This window comes from Mesorhizobium sp. M7A.F.Ca.CA.001.08.2.1 (genome assembly GCF_003998455.1).
Taxonomy (GTDB): Bacteria; Pseudomonadota; Alphaproteobacteria; order Rhizobiales; family Rhizobiaceae; genus Mesorhizobium; species Mesorhizobium ciceri.
The window spans coordinates 1-8,240 of sequence record NZ_RZPW01000234.1 but is presented as its reverse complement, the minus strand read 5'-3'; the positions used below and the strand labels follow the sequence as shown (position 1 = coordinate 8,240).

Sequence of the window (8,240 nt, the reverse complement as noted above, 5' to 3'; positions counted from 1 at the left end):
ATATTGGGGCGCTCCAACAGAGGGACGCCAAATCGTCAGACAACCGCGCGCCAGACCTCCGGAACGAAGGCATAGCCACCGCCTCGTCGCTCGACATGACCGAAGGCAGGAAAGTCCAGGTGAATGCCGGCTACGCGAAGCCTGTCTGCAGCCGCCATATCCAAGGCACGCCGCCTGGTAGCCACAGCCAGATCGCGGTCTATGTCAAGAATCGTTGCTGCCTGGGGCGCCGTAAATTGTAGATGCGGCATATGAACAATGTCGCCCCAGATCATTACAGAATCACCGCCGGATTCAATGAGCCAGCCGGTGTGGCCGGGCGTATGGCCGGCCTGTGTGACAGCAATGACCCCTGGCATGACGGGTCCGTCACGAACCGTCCGGATGCGCTCTCCATACGGCCGGGTAGCCCGCCGGAACCCTTCAAAAAATTCCTGCGGTTCGCCATCGGGTGAGCGTGAGGGCGACATGGGATCTCGAAAGAACTGGAGCTCGGCCTCGTTGACGACAAGTTCTGCGTTCGCAAACACAGCCTCACCGGCTTCATCGATTAACCCATTGATGTGGTCGGGATGCATGTGCGTGATCAGGATGGTGTCGATGTCAGCGGGAACAATGCCGATTGCCGCCAAGTTCCGGCAGACCATGCCCAACGTCGGTCCCGAACGCGTTCCACAGCCCGTGTCGACAAGCGCCACATGATCGCCGGTCCGGAGCAGAAAGGCATTCATCGTCATTTTGGGCGGAACCGGACGGAACGCCGCTGTTTCGATGCGGATGCAATCCTCCTGATCGATACCCGCGATCATATCGAAAGTGGCCTGAAAGGTACCGTCATTGACCGCAGTCACCGTCATGTCGCCGATGGCGATGTGATAGGCACCCGACGGCTGGCAGTGTGGTTTGGCTGCTGTCACGTCACATTCCCAAGGTTCTTCGGGAGGGTGCAAGCGGAGCGGAGAAGCGCCCAATCTTCAGCGGGCCGTCAACGCAAGCGCTCGGCGAAGCCTGGGAGCACGACCGCCATCCTCCAAAACGGCCGAGATGGCGAACCGGACGACCGCCATTAGGTCTCTTAGGACATGGTCCGAAGGAACGGAAATCGTAAATTGCCAAGCAACCATCGCGTTCGGCGATGAGAGATGGGGGCGATCGTCGCTACGAAGGTTTGCTCGGTCCTAAGTAGAGACCGCGCTCGAAGCCTTCATAGAGTTTCAGAGTGATCGGATCCCCGAAAGGCAGTATCTGCGTCATGATCACGCCGCCTATGCTTCTGTAGCGATCCACCCAGAAATAGGTATTGGCAAGGCCAGCCCAGGTCATGCTGCCGGCGCTACGCCCATTGGGCGAATCACTCGTATTGAGCAGAAAACTCAATCCCCATTTCTGCGGCATGCCAGGGAAAAAATCAGTATCGTTGGCGAGATCCTTCAACACCGAGGTGAGCACGCCTGCCTTGATGTCGCCGATGCTATTCTGGCCCATGAGTTCGACGGTATCCGGCTTGAGCACGACAGTGCCATCCTTGGCTCGCCCGTCATTCAAGAGCATCTGGATATAGGACGCGTAGTCGCCAGCGGTTCCGTAGATGCCGCCGCCGCCCATGAAGAATTCGGGCTGCTGGGAGATCTCATGCTCGATCGGAACAAGCGAGCCGTCTGCTTGGCGGCGATGCACGTCCGCCAGGCGCTCGCGCCACGCCGGTTTTATCAGAAACGCCGTGTCGTGCATCCCAAGGGGCGCGAACAGGTGCTCGCGCAGATAGTCCTCGAGCGATAGGCCGCTGACAGCTTCGACGACCTGCCCGGCCCAGTCGATGCTGATGCCATATTCCCATTTCTCGCCCGGATCGGCCACCAGAGGCTGAGCGAGCGAACTCAACTTGCAGTCGACTAGCAGCGGTATGTGGTTCTCGCGCATATAGCGCTCGACCGCCTTATTCCAAATGTCGTAGCCATAGCCGGATGTGTGCGTCAGCAGATGCCGGAGTGTGATCGGCCGCTTGGCCGGCCGCACCATTGGCGTGCCGTTCGCGTCGAAACCATCGAGAACCTCTGGTGAGGCAAGCGACGGCAGGACGCTTCCGATCGGCTCGTCCAGAGCGACCCGCCCCTGCTCCACCAATTGCATCGCCGCCGTCGCCACCAGGGCCTTGGTCATCGATGCGTACCAGAAGACTGTGTCCAGCGTCATCGGTGCGCGCCTGGTAAGGTTACGCAGGCCGAAGGCGCCCTCATACAGCCGGGTCGTTTTGTCGACCGCGATGGCAACGACGCCGGGCACGTCACCGCGCTGCGCCGCCCTGCGAAGCAAGGCGTCGATCGAATGCACATCGCGTGTGGTCACTATTGCGTCTCTCCCAGGGGCGTTGTCGTAACTGTCGGCGCCAGAACGGCGAGCTCGCCCGCTATGTCCTCCATCTGCTCGCCTCCTGCCATCAGCGACAGCAGTTCCGTGCTGCTCTTTTCACCGCGCTTGAAACTGGCCGCAACACGACCCTGGATCAGGACGGTGAACAGGTCGCCCACGAGCGTGGCATGATGTGCATTGTGCGTTATGAAGACAATGCCGACACCCTCGGCACGCGCCGCCTGTATGAAGCGCAGCACGGTAGCGGCCTCCTTGACACCAAGTGCCGATGTCGGCTCGTCCAGAATCAGGACGCGGGCGCCAAAATACATAGCTCGCCCGATTGCAAGCACCTGTCGCTCACCCCCCGATAGCGATCCCACCAATTGGTTGCCGTCGCGCACACGCGTGATCCCGAAGCGCCTTATCTGCTCCACGGAGACGCGGTTCGCCTTCTCGATGTCTAGCCGCTGGAACGGCCAGACACCTTTCTTGGGCTCGGCGCCAAGAAAAAAGTTCCTGCCCACGCTCATCAGCGGAATGGTGCCGATATCCTGATGCACTGTGGCGATACCGCGCGCTCGGGCATCGCGCGGATCGGTGAATTGCGTTTCCACGCCATCAAGTAGGATCTTGCCTTCACTAGGACCGTGAAAGCCCGACAGGATCTTAATTAATGTCGACTTGCCGGCACCGTTGTCACCTAGAAGGCAGACCACCTGCCCGGCTGGAACGCTAAGAGACACGTCAGTAAGCGCCTGGACGCCGGCAAAGCGCTTGGAGACGCCTTGCAGTTCGATGAGGGGGCGGTTTTCAGAAGCCATGCAGAACCTCGCGCTGTCGGCTAGCCAGCGCTCATGGCGAGGCGCCGGAAGTAGTGATTGGTGATCACGGCCGCCATCAGCAGAACGCCGAGAAAGAGCTGGACCCAGTCGGTGCTCCATCCGGTGTAGAAGATGCCGATATTGATGACGCCGAAAATGACGGTGCCGAGAAACACCCCGAACGCGGAGCCGTAGCCGCCGCCGAGCAGGACGCCGCCGATTACGGCGACGATCGGTGCCTGAAAGACATAGCCGAGGCCGGCAGTCGCGTTGCCGGAATGATATCCGATCGCCTGGATGACACCGACAAGGCTCGCGCCAAGACCGGTCATCATGAACAGCACGATCTTGACAAAACCTGTCGGTACTCCGGCGCCGCGCGCCGCGACAGGGTTTCCACCGGTCGCGAATATCCAGTTGCCGAACGCGGTCCTCGCCAGTACCCAACCGCCAAAGATCGTGATGGCGAACCACCACAGGATCGAGATGTTTGCCTGGCCCCAGTTCGATGCGAAGACAGCGTCTGAAAGCGGTGTCGACTTCACCGAGACCGAGGTGGTGTTGCTGAGCAGCCGCGCCAGGCCAAGTGACAGGCCGCCTATGCTGAAACTGCTGGCAAGCGTCACGATGAAGGACGGCAACCCGGTGCGCACGACAAGGAGACCGTTCAGGACGCCGACAGCCAGGCCAAGTGCAAGGGCGGCTGAGATCATGAGCCACACGGAAAAGCCAAACAATGTCGTGCCGATCGCAACCGTGATCGACGCCGCGCCTACCACCGCGCCGACCGACAGGTCGAACTCGCCCGCAACCATGAGAATGCCGACCGGTATGGCGATGATGCCGAGCTCGGCTGCGGTGTTGAGCCATCCGGCGGTGCCGTCGAAGGTTACGAAGCCGTACCGATAGGCCGTCGCCGCGAAGAAAGCATAGACGAAAACGGTGGCTACGAAGGCACCGAACTCGGGTCTGCGCACTAGACTGGACGGAGACCAGCTCCGCATTGGCCGGGAGGTGGCGGCCGATGCGTCACGCAGCGCCTGGGTTTCCAATGTCATGAGCGTCATCCGGCAAGTGCTGGGATTGGTTGAGAAGATCCGAGGGACAGTGAAGGCAGGATCTCGGGCGCGCCACGATCGCAGGGAGCTGGCGCGTAATCAGGACGCCCCTCTGACGCCGGGATAGGTCCCGTTGACTTTCAGCACCTCGTCAACATTGTCCTTGGTGATCATCAGCGGACCGGTTGATATCTGACCCATTGGCAGCATCTTGTATTGCACATACTGGTATGCCGCGAGCAAGGCGTAGTAGCCGTCGAGATATGGCTGCAGGTCGGCGATGAAGAGCAGGTCGCCGTTCTTCAAGGCTTCGAGCGAGCCGAGCGACAGGCCGAGCGAAGCATTGACGATCTTTCTTCCGCTCTGCTTGACGGCCTCCACGGAAGCAACGCCCTGCACGGCGCCAATGGTCCAGATCGCATCGATCCTCTGATCGCTTTGCAGCGCACCACGGATGGCGCTGCTGACAAAAGTGGGGTTGCTGGCATCGGAGAACTGGATGGTCAGGACCTTGGAGTCGCCTCCGGCCGCCTTGAAGGCATCGTTATAGCCGAGGCAATCCAGGTCCAGCGTGGTGTTGCCGGGAACGTGATTGACGCAAAGGCCGAATTTTGCACCGGCCTTGATCTCCCTCTCACCAACCGCGCGACCGAGGTCACGGGCGCTGAAGCCTACGTATGAAATCGCGCCGATATCCCGCCAGGAAGCGCCACCATCATGCTGAATGATGACCGGGATGCCGCTGGCCGTGATCTCCTTGATGATGGGGTCGAGCGTGTCCGGGAAGTAGTTGCCTATGACCATGGCGGCCGGCTTCTGGCTCGCGGCCTGCTTCACCAGCTTGGCGTAGTCGGCGACGAAATTGTTGGGATCGGTGCCGGTGATCCACTGGTAGTCGACATTGAGGTCACGAGCAGCGTCGTCGCCGCCCTTCTTCATCGCGCCGAAAAAGGGATCCCATAGCGGGCCGCCCAGCATGACGATGCGCGGCTTGTCCTGGGCGCTGGCGGCACCGGCCGCGCTTAGCGAAGCCAAGACGCAGACACCCAAAAACGCAACTGCGGCCACGCCGCGCCGTGCCAGCGAAGCTGGTAGCATGTTCATGATCTCCTCCCAAAAGAACCGGCCGATAAGACCGACATGAATTGGTCTAGGTCAAACGGCTTTGGGCGCTAAGTCGTGGTTGAGCATCCAACCATCGCGATGCGCGAAGCTTGCCGCGACGACTTGCTTGGCCGCGGAGGCAACGCGGCTCAGCCGAGCTGCTTTGTCATACGGCCGCGCCGCGCACGCTCGCCGGCTGCGTTCAAGGTCAGCGCAACCAGAAGGATCAGGCCGTACATGATCTGGATGTAGAAGATCGAAACCTGCGCCAGCGTGAACAGGGTCTGGATCAGGAAGAGCAGCGTGCCGGCCGCGGCTGCACCCAGCATGCCCCCTCGCCCGCCGGTCAAGGCGATGCCGCCCAGCGCGACGGCAGCGATGGAGGTCAACGTGTACGGAACGCCGACGCGTGGATCACCCGAACCGAGGGCAGCGGTAAACACCAGCCCAGCGATCGCCGCCAGCACGCCGCCAATGACGTAGGCGATGATGCGCACGCCCGCCACATTGACGCCCGATGCGTAGGCAGCGCGCGCATCCCCTCCAACGGCGAGCAGGTTGCGGCGGTAGCCTGTCCGCTCGAACGCCAGCCAGACAAGGCCAAGCACGATGAGCAGGACGAGCATCCCCGAAAGTCCGCCATAGCTGCCTGCAAGACCGAGCAGCCATTGCGGCGCCAGACCGCCGGCCATGGGCAGCATCTCTAGCGTAATGCCCTGGAAGGCGAGGAACGTGCCCAAGGTTGCGATTATCGGCTGGACGCGCACGACTGCGATGAGGAAGCCGTTCAACAGGCCGGACAAGATGCCGACGCCCAGCGAAGCGCCGATGATTGTCACCGGATCGGCCCACCCATTCGGCACGAGGATCGACGTCACCATGGCATTGACGAGCCCCGCAAGCGGCCCGACCGAAAGGTCGATCCCGCCCTCTCCTGAAAGCACGGGCGCGGTCTGGGCCATGGCGGTGATGATGAACGGCGCCACGCCGATGAGCATGCCGTTCCAGTTCGTCACATCGGTAAAAGCGGGGCTAGCGAAGGCGTTGAGAGCAGTGAAAATGACCACCGCAATGAGCACGGGCCATGCGTAGCTGCGGTCGCCGAGCCACTTCATGTCGAGGTCTCCAGTCGGCGTTGCGAGAACATCGCATCGATCAATGCGCGTTCACTAAGGTCGCCGCGCTCGACGATCGCGCTGACGGCGTGATCGTGAAACACAACCACCCGGTGGCAAAGCAGGCACAGTTCCACCAGTTCGGTCGACAGCATCAGGATGGAAACGCCGCTCAAAGCGAGATTATTGAGCACCTCGTAGAGGTCGCGCTTGGCACCCAGATCCACACCACGCATCGGATCGTTCAACACCAACACACGCGGTTGGGTGGCGATCAGACGCCCGAGTAGCGCCTTCTGCTGGTTGCCGCCACTCAGCGCCGATATCGGCGTGTCGAGCCCAGCCATCTTGACCCTGGTCCGCCGAGTGACCTCGCCGGCGACCTCTATCCGCTTCCTTGTGCCCAGCACACCCCAACGGGCGAATGAGCCGAGCGCCGATACGGTCACGTTGTCGAGCACCGACAGCGGGGCGAAGATACCCTCGGATTTGCGGTCGCGCGGCAGGAACGCGATCTTCGCGCGCGCCGCGTCGCGTTGCGACCGTATGGTCATGGTCCCGACGTGCACTGTCCCCGTGGGCGCGCGACGCAGACCAGCGATGCACTCCAGCAGGGCGACCTGGCCGTGCCCCTCCAGCCCCCCCACGCCAATGATCTCGCCGCGACGAAGGTCGAGATCCAGTGTCGGCTTGCCTTCGAGAACCGACAGGCCTCGCACGCCGACGATCACCTCGGCATTGGCGGGAATAGTCTCGCCGCAGCCTTCGCCTTCCGCCGCCCGCGCACCTTCGCGCGTCGACATCAGGTCGAGCAGGATTTCGCTCGATACTGCGCCGCGCTCCAGCGATGCGACGCTCCGGCCAGATCGAAGTACCGTCGTGCAATCGGCAAGGGCGTGAATCTCGTCCATGCGATGCGAGACAAATAGGATCGATCGCCCTTCGCCACGGAAACTTCGTAGCACTTCGAAGAGACGATCGCGGTCTTCGATATCGATCGCGGAGGTCGATTCATCGAGGATAAGCAGGCGCCAGGGCCGCATAAGAGACCGTGCGACGCCGATCATCTGGCGGTTGGCGAGCGATACCGTGCCGGCCAGCCGCTCGATATCAAGATTGCCGATACCGACAGCCGCCAGTGCTTTCCGCACGGCTTCGCGCTCGCGCAAGGGGGTCATATTGCGACGGATCATGCCGTCCAGGCCCAACATGACATTGTCACGAATTGACATGTCTGGAAGGACCAGCGTCTCCTGGAACACCGTAGCAATGCCGGCGTCCTGCGCGGCACGCGGATTCGCGAAACTGGCTTGCCGGCCGAGCCAATCCAGTGTGCCCGCTTCTGCGCGGACGATGCCGCTGAGTATCTTGATCAGCGTGCTCTTGCCCGAACCATTCTCTCCGACAACGGCATGGATTTCGCCCTCGCGGATCGACAGCGAGCAGGAATCAAGCGCGATCGTTTCGCCAAATGTCCGGCGAAGCCCATCCGCGGACAGAAGCAGCGGCATGCCCTTGCGGTCGGCGGGCGGTTCTATCGCGCGCTGATGGACCGCGCTGTTCATATGCGCATACTCAGATGCGGTTCGCGGCCATAGAGCGCCACGAGCCCGACGATCAGGAAACCGAGGAATATCTGCTGTGCCGCCTGGTCGAGCCCGAGACCGACAAGGAGGGTGCTAAGTTCTGTTACGACAAGACAGCCGGCAATTGTGCGCCCATAGCCGCCGCGACCGCCGGTCAGCGGCGTGCCGCCGACGACGACTGCTGCGACAGTGGTGAAGAGGTAG

General features: G+C 61.7%; 7 protein-coding genes and 1 pseudogene. All 8 read right to left on the bottom strand.

Annotated elements, in window-relative coordinates; translation table 11 throughout:
* Window positions 1–35: 35 nt before the first annotated feature.
* Complete coding sequence (locus EN914_RS15775; protein ID WP_024504918.1) at window positions 36–917, bottom strand: MBL fold metallo-hydrolase; 882 nt, start codon at window positions 915–917, stop codon at window positions 36–38.
* A 241-nt stretch (window positions 918–1,158) separates the two neighbouring features.
* Window positions 1,159–2,331, bottom strand: a complete 1,173-nt coding sequence (locus EN914_RS15770; RefSeq protein WP_081714397.1) for a serine hydrolase — start codon at window positions 2,329–2,331, stop codon at window positions 1,159–1,161.
* Between the two features lie 14 nt (window positions 2,332–2,345).
* On the bottom strand, window positions 2,346–3,173 hold the full coding sequence (locus EN914_RS15765) for an ATP-binding cassette domain-containing protein (protein ID WP_024504916.1): 828 nt from the start codon (window positions 3,171–3,173) through the stop codon (window positions 2,346–2,348).
* Between the two features lie 20 nt (window positions 3,174–3,193).
* A complete protein-coding gene (locus EN914_RS15760) occupies window positions 3,194–4,231 on the bottom strand; it encodes an ABC transporter permease (protein ID WP_245265391.1) in 1,038 nt (345 codons plus the stop codon).
* A gap of 99 nt (window positions 4,232–4,330) precedes the next feature.
* The gene (locus EN914_RS15755) at window positions 4,331–5,335 is read right to left on the bottom strand and encodes a substrate-binding domain-containing protein (protein WP_024504914.1); all 1,005 of its coding nucleotides are present in this window, start codon (window positions 5,333–5,335) and stop codon (window positions 4,331–4,333) included.
* Window positions 5,336–5,484: 149 nt separating this feature from the next.
* Entirely contained in the window at window positions 5,485–6,450 is a 966-nt protein-coding gene (locus EN914_RS15750) for an ABC transporter permease (protein WP_024504913.1), read from the bottom strand.
* Window positions 6,447–8,015, bottom strand: coding sequence for a sugar ABC transporter ATP-binding protein (locus tag EN914_RS15745; RefSeq protein WP_024504912.1), 1,569 nt, complete (start codon window positions 8,013–8,015; stop codon window positions 6,447–6,449). The genes EN914_RS15750 and EN914_RS15745 overlap by 4 nt, the downstream gene beginning before the upstream one ends.
* Window positions 8,012–8,240: pseudogene (locus EN914_RS38315) on the bottom strand (ABC transporter permease); the annotation flags it as partial. The gene EN914_RS15745 and the pseudogene EN914_RS38315, both read right to left, overlap by 4 nt.